Below are 19,250 nucleotides of genomic sequence, written 5' to 3' on the forward strand. Positions count from 1 at the left end.
TAAGAGTCGGGGTGCCGCTTCAGTCTGGATGACATCCCGGACTTCAGTACAGCTGTTTCCGCTTTCTGCACGTAACGTTAGCGCGTGCAGAAAACCGGGATTGCTGACGGAATGAGCAAACGGACGGCGATGTAGTGAATCTCACTGCCTGTTTGCGCTATACTGCGCGCCGCTGTCCTCTTAGTTAAATGGATATAACGAGCCCCTCCTAAGGGCTAGTTGCAGGTTCGATTCCTGCAGGGGACACCAGACCTGCCCTGTACTTAAACCCGCCCTATCAATTAAAACTCTTAATAATCAATATCAAGCCATTACTGACGGCTATCCCCCTTTGCCCTTTTTCTTCTCAGAATCAATAATCATTTGCCGGCCCTGGCTATGTTCTTTAGGCAAATCCATCAACACCAGTGAATGAGTTGTGATTATGACCTGCCAGGTCTGGGTTATTAGCTGGATACCTGTGCTTTAAATATCTTTTTTATTTTAATGAATCCTGTTTTATTTCTGCATAACGGGCAATCAGTTGCTTCAGATGCATCTCCAGCTGAGCTCTGACAGCAGCAGGCAAAGGTTCGCCTGCTGGATTTTGTGACAATACCCTTAGCTGCTCTTCAGCCGGTATGGATTGATTAAAGGACTGCATAGCGGAAAAAACGACTGACTTCAGCTCACTGACCGTCAGGTATTTTCCTTTCTGCACATCCAGTTCGTTCAGCCTGTCACTCAGTTTTTGTAGTGTCGCCATTCCCTGAGACCAGCCATTCAGCTGTTCTGTTGGCAATGCGGCAGCATTAAGTTGTTGCTGCCACTGCTGGATTAGTGGCTTAGCCTGCTCCGGCCAAAGTACCCGGACCTGTTCCAGCAACTGTCGACTGTATTCAATATTCCAGTCAGGAGGCAATTTACCCAGCCGGGCAAGCTGCTGCTGTGTTTGTGTTATTAAAACCTGTGGTAACGGAGCTTGCTGACGCCACATATCCAGTTGTTCAGGCGTGAGAGATGCAGGCAATGGAGCCAGTGAGGCTGCAAGCTGAGTCTGCAACGGGACTGGCCGATTAAGAAACTGCCAGCTCCATAGTGTGACTGTGCTTACCACCAGCATGGTACACATCCCGGCAGCGAAGAATTTCCATTTTTTTACCTGATTGGGCATTGCCGCCATTGCTTCTGCATTCGCCTGGTGTTCCGGCAGCGCCGCATAAACCCACTTCACTACGCTTGCTGACGTATCTTCAGGCGGACTACCAGCAAGGTCCCTCGTGGATGCTGCGGCACTATTCATCGCGGTGGCAGGCAACCTGATACCTGGCTGAATGTCCGGCCTGGTGCTGGTTATGCCATCGCTGTGTTCCAGCCTGGCAGCACTGTTGTGCATCAAGGTACGTAACGTATCGAGCTGGCTCAGATGCTTAAGCTCCAGGCCCTGCAGCACCTCACCCAGAGCGGTAAGCTGTTGCTCCGCCCGATACAGCTGGCTGAGGTCGCTGTGATTTAGCGGGAGCGAGCGAATCAGTTGCTGTAAACGCTGACTCAGACTGCTGAGGATTTTCATGCGGGCATGGACAGGCTGCGGCCAGAGTGCGCCCCACTGATGGCTTATCAGTGCCTCGAGTATCGCCAGACCTTCATTGAGCCCCAATAAACCAGCCAGTTGCGTTCGGGCCAGCGTGTACCAGGACAGCGTCTGTAGCTCCACACCATTCTGCTCAAACAGTGAGAGACAGCGTTTTTCGGCATAACGCCAGTTCACATCCGGGCGAGCCGGATGTGTCAGCTTACTCAGTTCATCACGCAGGGCGGCATAATCCGGTAGCGTGCGCGGGTCACCACCGGTTTTGATTTTATGTGGGGGGATGTGATTCATGACCAGTTGTCCATTTTGACGCGTACGGAAATATGGAGGATTAACGCTTATGCGGGCATATTCAGAGGAACGGGTACTGCAATACCAGCAGTTATGGCAGAAGCGCCAGAATCAGACTAAAAAAGGTGCTTTCATCAAAACTCTGTCCGGGACGGGATAATGCTCCCGGCGGAGTAAAGGACCAGTCACTGAAATGACCTGCCCGCATGAAAAGGCGCCCCACAGACGTCACACTGCCTTCTGCATGAAGAGTCACTTCCACGCATCCTGTCACGCCCTGACCGTACAAAAATACCGGTGTAAATTTTACAGAGCGATCGTCGTAACGCAGGGTGATAGCGGCAATCTCAAAAGTCCTGTCCTCCACCAGCAGATCCGTAACAGCAACGGTAAATGTTTCCACATTCAATCCGGTACCCACCAGCCACGCATCCATCTGCTCCTGAAGCTGCACCATTCGCAGGCGAAACTCTGCAATATCGGCCTGAGTCTTGCTGGTAGATAAGATCGGGGCTGGCTCTCTGGCCTGTAGTTTTTCGAGGAACTGTGATTTTACTGACATGGTATTAACTGGCCTTACAGCCGGGTTGCTGTGTCGAGATACTGCTGTTGCTTCAGGTGTCGCAGGAGAACCCGCCCTTCTGGCATAAACTCTGTGCCATAGCGTACGAGGCCAACACCGTTAAGTTCCGCATCAATGGCGTAGCGCAACTCACCGGGGATGTTCTGTTCCAGCAGGACAACGGCTATTTTTCTCAGGCGTGGCTCATATCTGAGCAGAACAGCCGACAGAGCACCCATCAGTTCATGGGCAGTCCCCGGCATGCCCTGCAGGATTTTGGTCATATCCGGCAGGCCATAGTCCGGCAGATGCGCCAGCGTGCCAGCACGGCAGTTAAGGATCCGTTGCATGTTATCGAGCACGGACAAAATCACCTGATTTTGTTCACTGACCTGATGGAGATCGAGGCCGCCGGTGAAGTTGCCGTAGAGTGTTTCATACAATGAAGGACGGGATAACTCACTCATCTTTCAGCGCCTGAAGTGTCAGCCGGTTGTTCCCCGCCTCAATGACGCGTGCTTTATCCGGATCGAGATCGTCACGACTCAGCACCACACGCCAGGTGTTGTTCTCCTGGTCCGGTGACATAAACATCCCGGCCACCGCCACATACTGCGCACTCTCTTCCATCGGCATATCAACCGTCACTGCCCCACCCGGCTGCAGGCGGATGTCTTTCTCCGCCACCAGGTCTGCTTTGATGGCCTGACTGTCAGCCTTAAACAGTGACGGATAGTCCGTCATGTCGAATGTTTTCCGGTCTTTGAGCTGGTAAATACGCACCACCGTCGACAGCGCCACCCCGCCTGCATTGCTGTTAACGGCCTCGCGGGCGCGGATATCCAGATGCAGGGTTTTTACCTGCTTGTAAAAAATCGATTTGGTCACGGCAACGGTGCCGTCTGTCACTTTCTGGGTCAGCCCACAGCCAGCGAGCATCAGTGTGATGCCCGCGGCCAGTGCAACCAGAGGAAATTTACCAGCGGTAATCGCCATCTTCATCGGTCTCCCTGCGTTGAATATTTTCCTGTACACGCTCATAGCGGCCAAGATTGATGGTTATGGTTTTGGGGTGCATGACGGTGTTCGCTGCATTCAGCGGCCGCATCACGGCGGTACGGCCCAGTTGCACGGCACCTGCCTGCGGTTTACTGCTGATGGTCGCGTCAGGCAGCAGACTTCGGTCGACACACAGCTGTAACCGCACATCGAGGCGGGAGCCAAGATAGACATGCAGCAGCGCCATTAAATCCGTGTGAAGCTCCCCGCCCGGTAACCAGCCCTGTACTTCAGCCGGGTCAGAGGTGGTCAGGCGCATCAGCACCCGGCTGTTCACGTCGGTGGCATAGCTGCCCATCACCGGACGGTTTGTCAGGGTGACGGGCTGGCTGACGCTCATGGTCAGGGGCTTTTTCAGCGGCGCGCGGCGTTTATCGTGGTGCCAGATTTTCGCCTGTGTGTTGGGTGCCAGCAGGCGCACCAGCGAGGCCATGCCTTCTGCGGTACGCCCCGGCAGCAACATGACCGGCAGCAGTGCCAGAAAGCGTGAAGCCGGAGTCGCGATACTGTCCGTGCAGCCGTTAATCCCGAGCCCGGCAAGTCCCAGCAGGTACTGCGAGGTGTTGTCCTTACCGCCTTCTTCGAAAGTCGCCGGGTATGAGTATTTACGCCAGATACGGTAGTACTGGGCAATCAGCCGGTGGTTGAAGATATCGAGGAAATCCGCGGTGGCCTCATACCCTTCCCGTCGCTGGGTAATGTCATCGATATAGTGCGTCGGCAGCGGGGACTCCACGCCGTAGAGTCCCATAAAGGTGATGCGCACAGTCGGCGGCAGATGCGAATGCTCAGACTGCTCAATACCTTTAATTTCTGAAGCCGGAAAACCCATCCCCGGGTGTGGCCGAAAACGTACCGGTTCATGACGTACCTGCCAGGTACTGCCCGTAACCGGTTTGTCCGGCTGGTTCTGCTCCAGCAACTGGCAGAAGCGGTAAAAGTTGATATATGGCAGCCGGTCCCCCAGTTGCGCTATCAGCCGGGCAGGCGCGGACTGTGATTCTCTTTCCACCGGATGCATTTTCCTTCTGGCTGAACAATGAGGGTGAGCTGGTTAAACTGGTTCATATCGGCATACAGAGCAAAGAACCGGTTTAGCATTTCACCGAACAGGTGAATATCGCCCTCGCCGGTGAAGCCGTTGCTGTCGAGGGTCACTTCGATATCCAGCCCCCGCAGCAGGTAGCCCTGCTCAAAACGTTGCAGGCGGTGGTGCTCCACCTGCTGAATCGCCTCCAGACGCCGGGTATTCAGTTCATCTCCCTGCCAGTTATAGAGTGCCAGCGTCCCGCGCAGCACTTCGGCAGTACTCATCATATTCAGAAACCCGGAGCCGAGGTGGCTCAATACCCGCCAGTGGAAACGGTCTTCCGCAGGCGGGTAAACCGGCAGCGTGGGCTTACAGAGGTTGCGTACTGAAAGCGGTGTACTGACCACCTGCTCACTGCGGTCGAGCAGCGTGCTCTGAAGCGCCCGGCGCGGTAACTGACCGTTGGTGCCGGTGATTTGCAGCGATACGGCTTCGCGCTCAAACAGGCGGTCATCTTCCCACTGGTGCCCGCCCAGAATCAGCCAGGTGTCATACAGCCCGGTGACACCCCGCTTAACGCGGGTGTGGTAATAGCGAGGTGGCGCATGACTGCGCATCATCCCGCCCTTGTGGCGGAAGCTGCTGAACGGCACGTATTCGGCATCACTGGTGCGGTTTGAACCGGTAACCGAATCCACCGAATAAATCTCAGTATGCCCGTCCTGGAGCCGCTTAGGACGCAGCAGGTACTCACTTTCAAGCCCGGTGATGGTGAGAGGGTCAGCCTCCAGCGTAAACAGGTTAATCACCGGCACGCAGTGGAGGCGAACCGCATCATCGGTGACCGGCAGGTCTGATGGCCACGGCGTGCTGAAGACCACTTCGATGTCGAAGTACTCAGCCCCGGCAGGCGGCGTAATGTCGTCCAGACCGTTGAGGTGGACAAACATAAACTTGTTGCGGAAGGTGAAATACTCCAGCAGCAGCTGGTAGCCACTGAATGCGGTGTCGCCTTTCGGCCACAGCCCATCCTCTTCGGCAAACCCGCCCGGTGAGAAATACCCGTCAAGCCGGATACGGTCGATCTGCCCGGGCAGGCGCATATACAGAGCGGCCTGCCTTCTGGTCAGCATCAGGTGCAGCTGGCTACTGACGGGCGCGTCAGCCTCAAGATAGAGGCTCAGGTGACTGAGGTCAGCATGGGACCAGTCTGCCTGAGTGCTGCAGGCAAAGCGCATCCGCAGCAGCGAACGCCCGTCAGGCTCAGTGGTCATAGTCACCCCTGAGATGTTCAGCGGGTTGAGCATCACATCCCGGGTAGTACGGTAGCGACAGACCGTATTTTTAGGCCCCACCGGGCGGGAATACACTTCCAGACCCGCTGGCATCACTTCCGCCATCTTCACGGCCTGAAGCGCAGGTGTGAACGCCACTACTGAGAGTGAAGGAATGGTGCGCAGGTAGTGTGGCCAGAGCATGCTGACCAGCCCTTCGGTCAGTTCCGGCAGGTCGTCGTCAATCTTCTCGCGCAGCCGCCCCATCGAAAAAGCAAAACCTTCAAACAGACGTTCGACATAGGGATCAGGTGTGCCGGCCTTATCCAGATCCAGCATCGCGGCCCGATCCGGATGGGTCTGAGCAAATTCTTTGGCCGCTTCACGGAGGTAGCGCATTTCCGCGTCGTAATAACGCAGGGTCAAATCTTCCATTTATTTCTGTTCCTGTGGATTTAACCGCAAAGCACGGCGGCACGGGCGGGATCGACGGCGATCAGCCCGGCAAGTAACTGGTCCATTACCGGCGTAAGGCGGGTCTTATCAGCCTCACTGCGACCGGCTTTCAGGCGCAGGAGTTTCAGATGACGGGCCTGTACCTCAAACAGCAGCTCTGGCTCCCAGTCATTGAGGGTCACTTCTCTGGCGCGCTCACCCAGTTCTGCAAACAGGTGCACCGCCAGGTCATTCTTACCGTACTGCTCAGCAATGCGGCCCATTAGCAGTCGCAACAGCCATTGCTGGCGCGCGGTGGCGATGCCGGGCCGGGTCTGCAACCAGCCCAGCGCCGCATCCGGGCCTTCACTGTCGGCCAGCGCTACGGCTTCCGGCTCCAGCGACAGAATGTCATCGTTACCGGCGGTGACCGGGGCTGATGGCGTGTCATTACCCCAACCGCCGACGGTGTCCAGCACGCTCTGCTGGATCCAGTTCAGCGTCACTTCGTCCGCAAACGGCGTGCCGTCACTGAACGCCAGCGTCTCCAGCCCGGACAGGCGCGACAGCAGCCCTTTCAGATCAGCCGTGACAATGTCGGCCAGCGTTTCCTTGCCGGATTTCGTCAGCGCCTGGTGGATGTACCACTGTAAATCCAGCCAAAGATGGTTGGCACCACGGGAAAACGTGCTGTCTGCTGTATCCAGCATTTCAGCCCAGTTCTGCTGCAGGTAGAGGCGTTTGAGTAACGCGCGCTGATCCGCCCTTGGTGGCTCGATGCGTGTACGCCCCTGCGCATCCGGGGCCGGGATAGCCCGCAGGGTGTCGTGACGCAGGCTCTTCATCAGATGGTGTGCTGACAGCCAGCCGTCCGGCTGCTCACGCAGATATTCGGTGAGGGTGCGGGCCTGGGCCAGCAAATCTTGGCCGGAAGTGATACGCCCGATAGCCGGTGCATCGTTGTGACTGGCAGGTGAAGGGGTTTCGCTGGTACTGGCGTTCTGCGGTACCACGGCATCCACGCCCCCCGCTTTGTGCAAACGACTTTCCAGGGCACCGTACAGCGCATTGAGTTCAGGACGGGTTTCATCGGGCTCATTCTCAATAAGCTGTGATATCAGCAGCAGCGCACCAGTGGTTCGCATCGCATCGATCCTGACCACTTCCGGGTACAGGGAAAGCGAGTCGGTCATGCGCGACCCTGCCAGCCATTCCAGTGCCGCCTTACGGCTGCGGTCACGCTGCGGGTGCAGCTGTGGTCCAAAGCGCTCCAGCAAACCGGCCAGCAGTTCGAGCCCTTCCGCCAGCCCCTGCTCACCTTCGCGGTGCAGCTTCGCCCAGCAGTAGTACGTCGCCACACGGATATCTTTGGCGGTCGTGGTCAGCAGCTTCTCTGCCAGCCGGCAGATGAGCTCGGTATCCGCGCCGGAGAGCTTGTTGACCTCCTCGCGCATCTGCTGGAAGTCATCGTTATAGCCCGGATCCTCGCCCACGGGTGATGAACCGGACAGCGGCTGCAGCCAGCTGCCCCACTGCGCCACACGCACACGGGTTTCTAAAAGTAATGGTTCCTGCTCTGCCTGGCAGGCACTGAGTAAGGCATTGAGTGTGCTCATCAGTACGCCTCCCCGTCGTCACTGGCCGTATCTGTCGCCGGGTCTGACGGTATGACGCCGGTGGTGCTGAAGATGGTTTCCGGCAGGCGAAAATTACGCAGCTTCAGCAGCGCCAATGGCCCCTCGCCCGCTTCGGTACGCAGGGTGTAATTGAGCATACGGCCATCCTGCGCTTTCCAGCTCAGACTGTAACTGCTGTCGACACCCGGGTAAGCACTGACGGCGGCTTTATCAAGCAGGCGTATCCAGCCCCATGCTCCCGGAATTTCGGCATATTGACGGGTGCCAGCCTGGATACTAACCCAGCTCAGGTTCGCGCCAGGGACTTCGGTATCCGCAGGCCACGAAAAGCGCTTCCACGCTGGCAGTTGGTTCAAATAGGTCAGCTTCTGGCTGTCGATAATCATATCCGTCTGCATCACGCCAGCGGCGGTGCCCGGGCGCAGCTCGAAGTTCATGCCGGCATTGCCTTCAGTGAAGGCCACATCCGAGATATGACTCAGGGTGTTGATGGCGTTTAGGAACGCCGGGTTAAAGGTCAGCCCCTGCGAGTTAATGCTGTCCGGTACCCAGTGATTACCTTCTTTGTGCAGCACGCCCTTGAGACGGGTCAGCAGGAACTGCGCGATACGCCCGGAATCCGCATTGAGGTACTTTGCGAGCAGCGGCAGGGAGACGTCGCTGCCGGAGTTGTTAAACGGATAACGTCCGCCAAAGGCGGCGTTCCACTCAGCCACCACCGCCTGCTGCCACTGTGCATTGAGGCTGTCGGCCGCCGGGGTCAGCACCTGCTGCCAGGCCTGCTCCATCGGATTCACAAACACCGCACGCCCAAAGCCGCTCCACTCCTGCCCCAGACCGGCGGCAATCAGGCTGCCGTAGTCACGGGTTTCGGTCAGGTCAACCGCTTTACCCTGGAATACGGTCTGGGCGATGGTCTGGGTCATGGCCTGCGGGTCAGCGGCATTGGTGACCTGCTGCAGGCGCAGACGCACCTGCGTGACGCGAGTGAGGTACGACTGCAGACTCAACTCCTGTGCGCCCGTGCGGATCTTGTCCATCAGCGCCAGCACCGGGCCAAAGGTCGCATCCAGCGGGCCATGAACCCCGACACTCTGGTCAATGGCATCTTTGTTGTCACCACCGAGCAGGTTCTTCGCTGATTTAACCAGGGAATCCGAAATCGCTTCGCCAGTTTGACCCGTGCGCCCCTGCACATTGAGGGTGTTCATCAACGCCACCAGAGGTGACTGACGCACATCAGCCATCAGAGTCAGCTGGTCAATAGAGTCCGACAGCGTGGTGGCCCGGTTCCAGCGCAGGCTGTTAAGAAACTCCAGCCAGGCTCCGCCGAAGTCAGCGAAGTAGCGCTCGGTCAGACGTTTTTTCATTGCTTCCGGCGAGGTTTCGTTCTGTTTATTCACCTGACGCTTACTGTCAGTCAGCACCCAGTCAAGCTCGTCCCGGCGCGCCTTCACCACCTTTTCGATGGCGGGCTGCACGGCCTGCTCCCAGGCCTGACGGGTGAACATGCCCGGCACGATTTCCGTAGTGCTGAACAGACGGGATGCATCGGTATCGCCGGTCATGTCTTCAAGGCGCATATCGACATACAGATGCGCCACCTGGGAGAGCATCTTCTGGTACAGGGTCGACTCACTGTTACGTAAGCCCATCAGGCGAACCAGCAGGGAACGCGCCTGGCTGACCATGTTCTCATCTGCCCGCAATTTCCACTCAGGGTGCGCAACCAGCTGCGCACCATAGAACGACAGCAGTGACGGCGCCACGCCCTGCCAGACACCGTCTTTCACGCCATCGCGTTTTGGCCAGTCGTGCAACAGCGCCGGGCTGAACCAGGCCGCGTCCATATGTTCCGGACGCGCCAGCATCAGGTAGAGCTTGAGCTGGTCATAGGTGGCTTTTGCCATCTGCTCACGCAGTGGGCTACCCGGCGGCAACGCGTTAAAGGCGCTGACTTGCTTTTGAAGATGGGTTGCGGCCGCATCCCGCAACAGCGGCAGTGCACTGTCCTGATAGCGTGGCCAGAGTGCTGCCAGCAGGGCATTATTCTGGCTCAGGCCGGCCTTCTCGTACCACGGCACGCCATGCTCAGAGCGGTACTGCAGACGAGCCAGGGTTTTCTGGAGTTCAGACAGCGCGTGCAGGCGCTGCTCCAGCGGCTGATTCTGTCGGGCGGCAAGTGCGGTCTGGATATTCGCGCCGTCAATCTGGCTGCGGTTGGTGACATACGCGATGCTCATCCATGCAGCCCAGCCCACCATCGCCAGGGCGATAACCGACGCAAACACTTTGCGCCATGGAATGCCCGGCTTGCGCGGACGCAGTCCGGCAGGAAGCGTCCGGACGGATTCAGGCAGAATATCCCAGCGGTTATCCATGCCCCAGTGGTGCGTAACAGCACGTTCAGCACCGGCAGAGGGCTGACTAAACACCACACCAGCCAGCGGCAGCGGGCGGTACGGATTGAGCATCACCGACAGCGGTGCAGTCACACTTTCTGGTTCGCGAATGAGCTGGTCAGCCAGCGTCAGTAAGAAGTTATGTTTCACCTCACAGCAGGTCTGCTGCAGACCCTGTGAAGTCAAATCCGGCGTCAGGGCAGAGAGTTGTTCTGCCAGCCCTTCGGTACGACAACCGACAGGTAACAGGCAGCCGGTAGCCTGCGTAATGCGCCCTTCCTGCTTATCGGCGCGCGGGTGCAGGGACCAGACATACAGCGGGAGTTTCCAGCCAAGCGTTTCCATACGCGCGCTAATGGCATGAGACAGGGAGTCCATGGTGCTTTCAGACGGTACCGGCAGCGGCTGTTCCAGTCCCGGTGCTGAGAGCTGGTCAAAGGCCGAGGTGACCCACACCAGCCCATCCACCGGACCGCGGCGCAGTTTGCGCAGCGCGGTCAGCCAGGCGCTGTCTGCTGGCGTATTGAGGTCACCGCCCCACAGCAATAGCGTGCCGCGATCTTCCTGCCAGAGCTGGCTGGTGAGGCCGGGTGTGAGCTGCTCCACTTCTGCAGCAGTACCAGTTATCAGCAGGATACGTGTTTTACGGCCCCAGCGCCGACCGTAGAGGTTACGCATGGCCAGGCGGATGGAGTCGACGGTGACATTGCGTGGGGCGGTCTGTTTGACACGTCCTTCATCGGCAGGCAGGACACTTTTACGCTTTGCCTGAAAACGCGACCACTGTTGTTTAATCGCAAGACAAATGATTTTGCCATGGCGGACAAGCAGCAGAAGGATTATCACCGCCATAAATACCAGCAGCTTAAGGCCAATACTGGTCAGTCCGAACGCATCCCCCTTTTTCCAGATAGCCAATCCGATCGCGACAGCAATCAGCGCAGTAATACTGATGCGTCCCCAGTTACCACGCCACACTGAGTTATCCTTCGCCATTCATCAGATTCCCTGTAGTTACGGTATTTACAAATCGCTGCTCTTTGTCACCCGAAAGCATCAGGCAATCTTCTTTTGTGAGCATAGCTATATCACTGACGACGGCGGCCATAATCCACGGTGAGAAAGGACCGCTGAGCCCGGCATATTTCTCCAGCCAATGGCACTGCTGGGGTTTCCAGCGGCCTTCATATTGTTTTGCACTGGCCAGCAGAGTGGAAAAATCATAACCCCACTCCATGCTGTCACCCACTATTGCACGCGCAGCGATAGCCTGTGATTGGGTCGAGAAAAAGGTATCAAGCTCTTCACTCAGCATTTGGGTTGATTCAAGCGACATAGGCCGAAGAAGGCGAGCGTGATGGTTAAGCTGATACTTCGTTGCTACATCATCAGAGGTCAGCATTAAAGCCGAGAGCGAATCACTGTACTCATTCCCTCCCTGAGTCTGGTGAACTAACAGAAGCTCAACATCCAGAATCGGGGATTTAAGACGTTCGCCCACCCAATCGAAGGTTCGGTCTTTAAGAATTGTCAGTAACGGTACGGGAAACGCCTGTCCAACTAACTGGAGCCAGCATGCTGAAAATTCTCTCTGCAATGTCTTATCAGGATCGTGTGAATCCGTCAGTAAGGTTGCGTGGAAAGGGAGGTCAGTTAAGCGCTGTAATTCTGATATGTCCAGGCCCCCAATCAATGCTGAAAAAGCATCTTCGCCCACAGGTAACGTTATTCCCCGAGAAAGAGAGCTACCCTGCTCAAGATCTTTGGGGGCCTGCAGAAATGTGGATGGCGTCAATTCATGAGGCAGGATAACCCGGCTATGCAGAACCGCCAGATAACGCCCGGCCCAGGAAATCCATTGCTGCTGTGCATAATCTGCTTCATCAGATTCAAACTGGTGACGATCCATTGCGTGGTTATACATCCAGCCGCGAATACAAATCGTCACGAACCAGATAAAAAGAGGGCTTCCGGCAACAATCCAGAGGTTAAATTTTTGCAATTCATCCAGAAACTGATTGGCGTGGAGTACAAAGAGCAACACTCCAGCAATAACAGCAATAAGGCCTGCAATCAGCCAGATGACCAGTGACGGCTCATCAGGTTCTGCAGAAATTGTAGCTTTCTGACGCTCCCAGCTCATAACTTATCCTACTGAACAATCCGGCGCACTGGAGATAACATGGCAACCACATTCACATTCGCAGCCATCCACAACAACAGGCTTCCCATCAGAGATCCATTCTGGTGACCCTTCTATAATGGCATTAATACCATGCCCTTCAACAGGGCAATTAATTTCATCGCCAACGAGGGCTACATTCTTTCCGTTCACGATTATGGTCGAAGATGCAGATATAACCTCACCGCCGTGAGTAGTTTTATCTCCTGGCAATACAAATCCTTTGGACATATCACACCTAACAAATTAGTTTATATGTTTTAATTGAGTCGACGGAAATGAATCCATCCGTTTTTAATTTGAGGAACAATATCATCATCGAGAAATGCAGAACAAACACCGAGTTCACCGACTGCAAAAACCGTTGCAGGATAAGATAAACCTATCCCTTCCCGTCCTTTTGGATCTGGCTCTTCATAATCAGGAATACCATTCTCCCTATAAGCATTAATATCCAAGTATTGATTACAGTCCACATTAAAACTATTGTCATCAATTAATGACAACGGAACCACTTCATCCTTTTTAAGCCTTATCCGTTTCCCTAAGAATTCCTCACCAACAAATATATGGTCTGTGGCATCCTCTGTGACCATTCGAATAGTGCTTGTAGAAATAATCATATCCCCCTCAGTAAATCTAGCGCCAGCCCATCCAACCGTATTCAGATCAGACCCAACACTTTTTTGATAAAAATATACGATTGGGATACCCCCCTTAACTTTAATATATATTTCATTATCATCAGTAAACTTATGAACAGGCGTTAATATATATTCACCCATCAATTTTCTAGGTTCGTTAGCTAAAACACCATACTCTTTCACGGCACCATGATCTTTATAAACCCAATATCCATAATACAGACCATCTTTTACCTTAATAGTATTGCAAAATGCAAAAAAAGGAACGACAGCAATAAAAAACAATATTTTATTCATTGTACAATCTCCACATGGAATGCTGGCTCACCACGATTTTCAAATGGACTGATATATTTCACTTTTCCTGGATTATCTTTTACATATTTTGTAATAGCCTTATCAAAAGCCCGCTGCAAAGTGACAGGTAATAATCTTTTACTTATATCAAATACATTTCTCTGAGCATACGATTCAAGCGAAACACAATGTTTTGAAACAAGACGTCCATCTTTTTGTAAAGAATTGACTTTATCAATCATGGCTTTTTTAACCTGATTCTCCTTACTTTTATCTATGCCACCCACAGCGATACCTACTTGTACAACCTCCCGACCCGCAGCAGCATAATAATCAAGCTGGGATTGTACACCCTTGTTGCACATATTGTTGTACATTGCTTCCACTTGCTCTTCGGGAGTGCGTAGGGTGCTAGTGATAGTAATTTTATGGACACCTGCAGATTTCATTATTCCTTTAATAACATCAATTGAATGAGCAGAAACCAAGCTCTGTAATTTTTCAGATATATCAGTTCGAAACTTGACTAGAGGTTCAAAGTCGTTAACAACAGAAATTTCTTTTGCCTTTCCCTCTGAAGTAGTCTGATGCTTCTCTGGTTCATTTTTACTCCTGCGAGCAACGGACTTATCCGTCGTCGTCGTTTTAATATGAATTACATTATTTTTCTTTTCCGAGTCTGCTGACTTGCTTCCTTTAGGTAAAACGATATGGCTTCTTGAATACTCAATGGCTGCTTTAGCATTAGCATTTTCAACTCCGATGCTTTTGAGAATCTCTTTCCTGGTCTGCTCAGAAACATAGCGGCTAACATATCCATGGTTTTGATTACTATCAGGTATTTTTAATTTCGCACCAATGCGCAACATGTTGACGTTATGGATCTTATTAATTCTTGCCAATTTCTCTACTGATACACGATATTTCTTCGCTATTGCTGATAAAGTGTCGCCTTTCTTAACGGTATAAGTTAGAGTCTTATGCTTTTCATTGGTATTTTTTTCAACAGTTGCTTTGGCTAATTCTTTGTAATTATCAGCAAGAATAGCAAACACAATTTCTGAACCTGCGATAGCATTGACTGATTTAGTCATCCCGTTTGCATCAGTCACGCCTTTGATAAAAACTAGAGCTTTCTCATAGTCTGACACTAAATTTGGGCATGTTGAAATGGGAAATGGAAAAATTGCAGCAATATAATTTTTGTTTTTGAATGCTGTATTATTTCCGGTAGACAGTTTAAATATAGTATTAACTTCAGTATTTTTTAGTAACCCTTCCACAACTGATAAATGCTTAGTTATATAAAGCGCCCACTTCTCGCCATCTGCACTTTTCTCACGTGTACCATCGAGATATTTTCCTAAACTATAGGCACCATCATGATGCAACAAATAAAGCCATTCCCAGTATTCACTTTGATCTGATGTGTAACTCTCCATCACCTTCGATTTGTTAAGTAAAAAGGAATAAATAACCGCATAGCATCCTTTTTCAGCGTCAAAAACTTCCTCATTACGAAGATCTAGCTGAAAACCAAGAATGTCTTCAGATTGTGTCAATGCATCGTTGATAAAACCAACCGTTCCTTGTGCTAAACCAGCTGCACTGGTAGTCCCCGCTGCCGCATCGGGATTAAATCCAGACTCAACCTTAGTAGTTAATAATATATAAGATATCTCTTTATAACTTAATCCATAGCGGACAGCTATGGTAATTATCATATCTATAATAGTATCCTGGACATCTTTATTAGCATCTCCTATTGTACGACTGTTACCTCTTAGCTTTCGGGATGTATCTATATCCGGATAGATTGAGATTAAAGAAAATGGTTTAATCTGGTCATCAAAATATGCCTTTCCCTTTTTGGCATTTAAATACTCATATAAATCAGACATACCATACCTCAGCGATTGCTAATAAAGTCTATGCTTGTATTATCGTAGGGGTTTTTCATTTCTCGAGATCTAAGCTCAGAAAGCTTGTTGCCTGTAATAAAGTTCCCTGAAAGATCAATAAATGGGGCATCAATATATGACAACAATGATCCCTTTACGCTCTCATCTTCATCCAGCCCAAGATGGTATCCGATCACAATATTTTCATTGTCATAGCATTTCATAGTGGAGGGAGCCCAATCACCAGGCTTAACTACATTATTGAAGGAATAACCCTGTTTTTCCAGGAGAGCTTTTTGGCTGTTCGGGATGTATGGCAAAGAAAACTCTTTATTATTCGTGCCGTTCTTTATTTCCAAGTGGTAATTTTTGCATATATTCTCCGTTGGGCTTTTTTGATTCACCTGGCATTCAGCACTGACCTTTACCAAAGCTGAGCCACATTGCATTTGTGCTGATTTAGCATTCCATGTGCCACTTGCAAAAGAAAAAGATGGAGTCAGCAACATACATAACAAAATTTTAAACTTAAAAGTAATATCACGCACTTTTATTCCCCTCACAATCACTGCATTGACAGCCATCGTCCTGGAATGACATATCTGAAAATGATGTGCAATGTACTCTGTCCACAATATTTTCACTATCGTACCAATAATCACTTTGAATCATTTCAAGTTCAAAAGACTCATTCGGGTTTGATGAGTAAACAGGAAATGTTTCACCGTTCTCGTCTGTTCTACCAAATAATTTCTGCCCATTACTCGATGTCAACATGTATGCCGCGGCAGCAACTGGAACTCCTGCAACAGACGATGCAGTAAACTTCCCACTATATCCCGATGGAAACTGGGGCATAACACTACTCATGCTTACACTGCCCATTTTCTGCGCATTGGCACATTTCCACAGGATATTACCTTCACAGCCCAGAATAATATTCTTACCCTGCAACTGGATGAACGAACCCTCCAGATTTTTAAGCACGACATCTTTCGCAGCCGTGATTTCTACCCGCCCATCTGTGCTGGTTACGGTCACATCCTTTTTGGCTATCGCCTCAAGCGCATCATCCTGAGCCTGGATTTCTACTTTTCCCTTAGTCGCAAAGAGTTTCATCCCGGCCTTACGGGCCAGCATACTCACGGCTTCACCTGCTGCTACGGTAAATCGTTTAAGAGCGCTAATGTCTGTATTCTGTTGCGACATGATCCCAACGCTGGCACTGCCCGACGCCATGCGAACCGCCTGTGGGCTGGTGATGCTCACGCCTTCTGGTGCATTCAACACCATTCCTGGCTGCACAAGATCTTTGAGGGCATTAGTCAACTTCACCTGGCTCTGAATATCCGCGGGTAGCGCCTGCGCAGTTTCAGCTGCGTCTGACATGCTTCGCGCAATACTCAGTGCATTCTCGAGCTGGGCAATCGCCTCCTGCATAGAGAGCATATTGTCCCCGGCAAACGGCTGTTTATCTGCAGTGATAAACACCCCGGCACCACCCCGGATGGACACATACCGATCGGTACGCAACTCCGCACCTTCACCGCGCAGTTCGCGGGAAGCATCCACGTTGTGACCTAAATTAAGCTGCGTCTTACCCCCGTACTCTGTACTGAGCTTGATGTGTTCCTCGCCGCGCTTATCCTCCATCCGCAGCTTGTTCAGGCCAGCTGTGCGGATAACATTGCGCGTGCTGTTGGCCTCAGTGACGTGGTCGACGTGGCGGGAGTCGTGCATGGCATGGGCGATATACGGACGGTCCGGGTCGCCTTCATGAAACGCAATGGCGACTTCAGTGCCCTGTATCAGCGGGAAGTGGAAGCCGTACTTATCACCACCGTAAGGCCTGGCAAAACGCACCGGCATGCTTTCCATGCCCTGTTTTTTATCATCACGGTCGGCATCAAACTTCACCCGGTACATGCCGGATGCATCCTGCCAGGCGTAGATGTCGTTATCTTTAGCGCTGGTCACTCGTGCCGTCAGGGTGCCGCTGACCACCGGGCGCTTTTTAGCAGCAGGACGCCAGCAGCGGTTCTCGTAATACGGCATCCCTTCCCACATCACGATCAGGGCATCTTTACGGCTGGCTATATAGCCCGTTCGGGTGATGATTATGCCGTTGTCCGTTTCTGATGGCAGTGTCGGTGGTACCACACTTTCACTGATGGTCAGCACCTGGGCCGGAGAAAGCAGGGCATCATTGCTGCACCCGCTGATAATCGTCTGTCCGGAAAGAAAACGCTCATGCTCAAGGCGTGCCCAGAAATTGCCGGTTTCCGCTGAAGGTGTGATTTTGTCGCCACGTTCAAGATGACGCGGTAGATAGTGATAAACCTCACCGTAGGTAACACCGTCACCGTCGCCGCAGGTCATGTCCGCCGGTACAGAGGTCAGGACATTCTGGGCTTCACGGTGATTGTAATCACTGGCGGTGACAGAGCGCTCAACCACGTTCTGTCGGACGTTAACCCCCCAGATCGAGTCCGCTGCACTGTCACTCATTCCCGATGGGCTGCTGAGCGGCAGAGACTTACCGAACGTCCATGCGCTCTGCTTGTCTGCGAAATGCACCACTTCGGTCTGGGTATCGGGTTGCAGGGTAAAGAAGTAGAAAATCCCCACTTCGGCCAGCAGACGCTCAATGAACGCGAGGTCATTTTCCTTGTACTGGTTAATCTGTTCACGCTTCGGATAGTCGGCTTTTAGGGTGAACTCATACTCCCAGCCTTTCAGGCCATGCTCCTGCAATACTTCGGCGACAACTTCCGGTACCGACTTATTGACAAAAAAGCGGTGGGTACGGAATTGCTTGCGCAGCAAAGACAAGAACGGCTCAATAATAATCTGGTACGTTGCCTGGTCACGTGAACCACTGATACGCTTAAATTGCGTCACCACACCATGCACCACTTTCAGCCCGGTCAACCCCATCAGAGACCCGGTTCCCATGGTCAGCGTGGCAGGCTTAGTCAGCAGTTGCGCTGAGCTGATATTCTGGTCACTGCTGGTAAAGATAACCTGATAGTAGTAAAGCTCACTCATGAACTCCTTACCGCTGAAACTTTCCACATCCAGTGATGCTGTACAGGATGGAATATCCAGGCGGTAGCGGTTCAGCCCGCTTTCAGTTAATGCAGACAGGGTGTTCTTGAGCGTATCTGTCAGACTCATGATATTGACTCCATGGGATAACCTGCAGTCCATGACTTTCTTGCCGGCGGGCAAATTGCAGGTTTAATCGGGGTACTCAGCGAGTACGAAAAAGCGTGATTATGGCTCCGGCCCCGAGGGCACTGGCGAAGGTTTTAATCAGCAACACGGTCATTTCAAAATTGTTTATGCCGTATTCGCCATCGCCACTAATGGGGATAAAGCGCTTAACAAACGTGTAAATAAAAGCATCCGGAAGAAAGAGTACGCTTATCACGACCAACGCAATAAAGGTGAATGTTCTCATTATCTTATATTGACCAGCTACTCGGAAACTTGAATTGATCCATATGGCCTTGCTATTTCTCGATCGGTCAGAGGAAAATTGTATACCTGCCCATTATTCACCCCCACGCCAACGACAAATTTCCGTGGCTCATCTTCATGTTTCTATGAAATCAATACATACTCAAAAATAAGCTTCCCCTTATCCGGGAAATGATAAAAAGAAGGTGGAATGCATAATTTTCCATTAACGATCGTGAGACCTGGAGAGAAATTAAAATCCTTCTCCTTCGAAGGTGTTCCTCGTGGATTTATCCCCATGTCAGCAGGTTGATAATCCTGAGCATCTGGAATATCTAAACATACATTTTCCCCCTGCTTGCTGACAGATGTGGTTTCATGAGGAATCATCCTGTCTCCCGGGCCAGGACATCCTGTCAGCACGGAAAGGAAAAAGAAGGTGAATATTCCTTTCAGACATAAATCAAAGCATCGGATTATCATCATATAGAAACCGAATGT

General features: G+C 52.2%; 15 protein-coding genes and 1 tRNA gene. 1 reads left to right on the forward strand and 15 read right to left on the reverse strand.

Going from position 1 to position 19,250, the window contains the following annotated elements; all coding sequences use genetic code 11:
- Positions 1-174 precede the first annotated feature (174 nt).
- Positions 175-249: transfer RNA gene (locus NR195_RS13930), tRNA-Arg, on the forward strand.
- Positions 250-478: 229 nt separating this feature from the next.
- Here the strand turns inward: NR195_RS13930 and NR195_RS13935 are convergent.
- The 15 genes from NR195_RS13935 to NR195_RS14005 all read right to left on the reverse strand — a co-directional run bounded on the left by NR195_RS13935 (position 479) and on the right by NR195_RS14005 (position 19,235).
- A complete protein-coding gene (locus NR195_RS13935) occupies positions 479-1,864 on the reverse strand; it encodes a VasL domain-containing protein (RefSeq protein ID WP_033772325.1) in 1,386 nt (461 codons plus the stop codon).
- Between the two features lie 91 nt (positions 1,865-1,955).
- Positions 1,956-2,426 carry a hypothetical protein gene (locus tag NR195_RS13940; RefSeq protein WP_033788154.1) on the reverse strand — a complete coding sequence of 157 codons (471 nt, stop codon included), beginning with the start codon at positions 2,424-2,426 and terminating at the stop codon, positions 1,956-1,958.
- 14 nt (positions 2,427-2,440) lie between these two features.
- A complete protein-coding gene (tssE, locus tag NR195_RS13945) occupies positions 2,441-2,893 on the reverse strand; it encodes a type VI secretion system baseplate subunit TssE (protein ID WP_062758737.1) in 453 nt (150 codons plus the stop codon).
- Complete coding sequence (tssJ, locus tag NR195_RS13950; RefSeq protein WP_171820335.1) at positions 2,886-3,422, reverse strand: type VI secretion system lipoprotein TssJ; 537 nt, start codon at positions 3,420-3,422, stop codon at positions 2,886-2,888. Before tssJ ends, tssE begins: the two co-directional genes overlap by 8 nt.
- Complete coding sequence (tssG, locus tag NR195_RS13955; protein WP_182504375.1) at positions 3,403-4,506, reverse strand: type VI secretion system baseplate subunit TssG; 1,104 nt, start codon at positions 4,504-4,506, stop codon at positions 3,403-3,405. The genes tssJ and tssG overlap by 20 nt, the downstream gene beginning before the upstream one ends.
- Positions 4,461-6,224, reverse strand: a complete 1,764-nt coding sequence (gene tssF / locus NR195_RS13960) for a type VI secretion system baseplate subunit TssF (protein WP_158149145.1) — start codon at positions 6,222-6,224, stop codon at positions 4,461-4,463. Before tssF ends, tssG begins: the two co-directional genes overlap by 46 nt.
- A 20-nt stretch (positions 6,225-6,244) precedes the next feature.
- Complete coding sequence (gene tssA / locus NR195_RS13965; RefSeq protein ID WP_256844628.1) at positions 6,245-7,840, reverse strand: type VI secretion system protein TssA; 1,596 nt, start codon at positions 7,838-7,840, stop codon at positions 6,245-6,247.
- The gene (locus NR195_RS13970; protein WP_256844629.1) at positions 7,840-11,259 is read right to left on the reverse strand and encodes an ImcF-related family protein; all 3,420 of its coding nucleotides are present in this window, start codon (positions 11,257-11,259) and stop codon (positions 7,840-7,842) included. The genes tssA and NR195_RS13970 overlap by 1 nt, the downstream gene beginning before the upstream one ends.
- Positions 11,246-12,406, reverse strand: coding sequence for a hypothetical protein (locus NR195_RS13975; RefSeq protein ID WP_256844630.1), 1,161 nt, complete (start codon positions 12,404-12,406; stop codon positions 11,246-11,248). Before NR195_RS13975 ends, NR195_RS13970 begins: the two co-directional genes overlap by 14 nt.
- A 3-nt stretch (positions 12,407-12,409) precedes the next feature.
- The gene (locus NR195_RS13980) at positions 12,410-12,676 is read right to left on the reverse strand and encodes a PAAR domain-containing protein (RefSeq protein WP_071998046.1); all 267 of its coding nucleotides are present in this window, start codon (positions 12,674-12,676) and stop codon (positions 12,410-12,412) included.
- A 29-nt stretch (positions 12,677-12,705) separates the two neighbouring features.
- Positions 12,706-13,386, reverse strand: a complete 681-nt coding sequence (locus NR195_RS13985) for a hypothetical protein (RefSeq protein ID WP_033772338.1) — start codon at positions 13,384-13,386, stop codon at positions 12,706-12,708.
- Positions 13,383-15,287, reverse strand: coding sequence for a LysM peptidoglycan-binding domain-containing protein (locus tag NR195_RS13990; protein ID WP_250488646.1), 1,905 nt, complete (start codon positions 15,285-15,287; stop codon positions 13,383-13,385). Before NR195_RS13990 ends, NR195_RS13985 begins: the two co-directional genes overlap by 4 nt.
- Before the next feature lie 8 nt (positions 15,288-15,295).
- Positions 15,296-15,835: a hypothetical protein gene (locus tag NR195_RS13995; protein WP_033772340.1), complete on the reverse strand. Its 540-nt coding sequence runs from the start codon at positions 15,833-15,835 to the stop codon at positions 15,296-15,298.
- Complete coding sequence (locus NR195_RS14000) at positions 15,828-18,464, reverse strand: type VI secretion system Vgr family protein (RefSeq protein ID WP_256844631.1); 2,637 nt, start codon at positions 18,462-18,464, stop codon at positions 15,828-15,830. The genes NR195_RS13995 and NR195_RS14000 overlap by 8 nt, the downstream gene beginning before the upstream one ends.
- A gap of 429 nt (positions 18,465-18,893) precedes the next feature.
- Positions 18,894-19,235 (reverse strand): putative T6SS immunity periplasmic lipoprotein, encoded by a 342-nt coding sequence (locus NR195_RS14005; protein ID WP_331842727.1) that lies wholly within the window; start codon positions 19,233-19,235, stop codon positions 18,894-18,896.
- Positions 19,236-19,250: the final 15 nt, after the last annotated feature.

The sequence above is a fragment of the Pantoea sp. Ft-CA_14 genome (assembly GCF_024520875.1).
GTDB classification, from domain to species: domain Bacteria; phylum Pseudomonadota; class Gammaproteobacteria; order Enterobacterales; family Enterobacteriaceae; genus Pantoea; species Pantoea agglomerans.

Coding starts and splice junctions, on each gene's coding strand:
- NR195_RS13935 (WP_033772325.1), bottom strand. CDS start 1,864: ATGAATCACATCCCCCCACATAAAATCAAAACCGGTGGTGACCCGCGC.
- NR195_RS13940 (WP_033788154.1), bottom strand. CDS start 2,426: ATGTCAGTAAAATCACAGTTCCTCGAAAAACTACAGGCCAGAGAGCCA.
- tssE (WP_062758737.1), bottom strand. CDS start 2,893: ATGAGTGAGTTATCCCGTCCTTCATTGTATGAAACACTCTACGGCAAC.
- tssJ (WP_171820335.1), bottom strand. CDS start 3,422: ATGGCGATTACCGCTGGTAAATTTCCTCTGGTTGCACTGGCCGCGGGC.
- tssG (WP_182504375.1), bottom strand. CDS start 4,506: ATGCATCCGGTGGAAAGAGAATCACAGTCCGCGCCTGCCCGGCTGATA.
- tssF (WP_158149145.1), bottom strand. CDS start 6,224: ATGGAAGATTTGACCCTGCGTTATTACGACGCGGAAATGCGCTACCTC.
- tssA (WP_256844628.1), bottom strand. CDS start 7,840: ATGAGCACACTCAATGCCTTACTCAGTGCCTGCCAGGCAGAGCAGGAA.
- NR195_RS13970 (WP_256844629.1), bottom strand. CDS start 11,259: ATGGCGAAGGATAACTCAGTGTGGCGTGGTAACTGGGGACGCATCAGT.
- NR195_RS13975 (WP_256844630.1), bottom strand. CDS start 12,406: ATGAGCTGGGAGCGTCAGAAAGCTACAATTTCTGCAGAACCTGATGAG.
- NR195_RS13980 (WP_071998046.1), bottom strand. CDS start 12,676: ATGTCCAAAGGATTTGTATTGCCAGGAGATAAAACTACTCACGGCGGT.
- NR195_RS13985 (WP_033772338.1), bottom strand. CDS start 13,386: ATGAATAAAATATTGTTTTTTATTGCTGTCGTTCCTTTTTTTGCATTT.
- NR195_RS13990 (WP_250488646.1), bottom strand. CDS start 15,287: ATGTCTGATTTATATGAGTATTTAAATGCCAAAAAGGGAAAGGCATAT.
- NR195_RS14000 (WP_256844631.1), bottom strand. CDS start 18,464: ATGAGTCTGACAGATACGCTCAAGAACACCCTGTCTGCATTAACTGAA.
- NR195_RS14005 (WP_331842727.1), bottom strand. CDS start 19,235: ATGATGATAATCCGATGCTTTGATTTATGTCTGAAAGGAATATTCACC.